This window comes from Streptomyces sp. NH27, from assembly GCF_056859195.1.
The window spans coordinates 1-1,084 of the sequence record NZ_JACEGK010000983.1 but is presented as its reverse complement, the minus strand read 5'-3'; the positions used below and the strand labels follow the sequence as shown (position 1 = coordinate 1,084).

Sequence of the window (1,084 nt, the reverse complement as noted above, 5' to 3'; positions counted from 1 at the left end):
CCTCCAACCGGGCCAGCGGGGCGCCCAGGCAGAAGTGCACGCCGTGGCCGAAGGCGAGGTGCTCGGGGCCGGGCGCGGTGCGGGTGAGGTCGAACTGCCCGGCCGTCTCGCCGTGCCAGTCGGGATGCCGGTTCGCGGCGGCGTACGCGGCGAGGATCGCCTCGCCGGTCGCGATCACCTGCCCGTCGGGCAGCGTGATGTCGCGGATCGCGAACCGCATCGGCAGGTTCTTCACCGCCGGCTCCAGCCGCAGCGTCTCCTCCACGACCGAGGACCAGTCCGAGCCGCCGGACCGGACCAGCGCCAGCTGGTCCGGGTGGGTCAGCAGCGCGGCGATCGCCTGGTCGAGGAGGTTGACGGTGGTCTCGTAGCCGGCGCTGATCATCAGCAGCAGGGTGTCGCGCAGTTCGGTCTCGTCCAGCGCCGAGCCGTCGCCCTCCTCGTCGCGCGCGGCGATCAGCAGAGAGGTCATGTCGTCGCCGGGCGTGGTGCGCTTGGCGGCGATCAGGTCGTCCAGCACCCCGTACAGGCGGAGGGTGTTGGCCATCGCCTCGTCGGGGGTGAGGGTGGTGGAGAAGACCCCGTCCACCACGGTGCGGAAGCCCGCCTGCTGCTCCTCGGGCAGGCCCATCAGATGGCTGATCACCTGGATCGGGATCGGGTAGGCGAACAGCTCGCGCAGGTCCGTGGGCGTGCCGGGGGCATCCTGGGCCAGCTCGTCGAGCCGGTCGAGCAGCGAGGTGACGATCTGCTCGACCCGATCGCCCAGCGCGGCTATCCGGCGGGCGCTGAAGGCCGGTGAGACCAACCGGCGCAGCCTGCGGTGGTCGCCGCCGTACGCGGTGAACATGTTGTGCACCGACACCCACAGCGCCAGCGGCCAGGTCGCGACCGCGTGGTCGTAGGCCGGCCAGTGCTGCCGGGCGTCCTTGGAGACGTCGGGGCCGGTCAGGAGCTGCTTGAGCAGGGTCGGGTCGGGGACGGCCCAGGCCGGTACGCCGAGGATGTCGACGCGCGCGGCGGGGCCTTGGGCGCGCAGCTTCTCGTGCTCGGAGTCCGGGTCGGAGCCGGTGGGGTCCAGGAC

The 1,084-nt window shown here is 72.4% G+C and carries 1 protein-coding gene; it reads right to left on the bottom strand.

Annotated elements, in window-relative coordinates; all coding sequences use genetic code 11:
- A partial coding sequence (locus AC13HU_RS37545; protein WP_483046484.1) for a cytochrome P450 family protein occupies nucleotides 1-1,084 on the bottom strand: 1,084 nt, incomplete at both ends.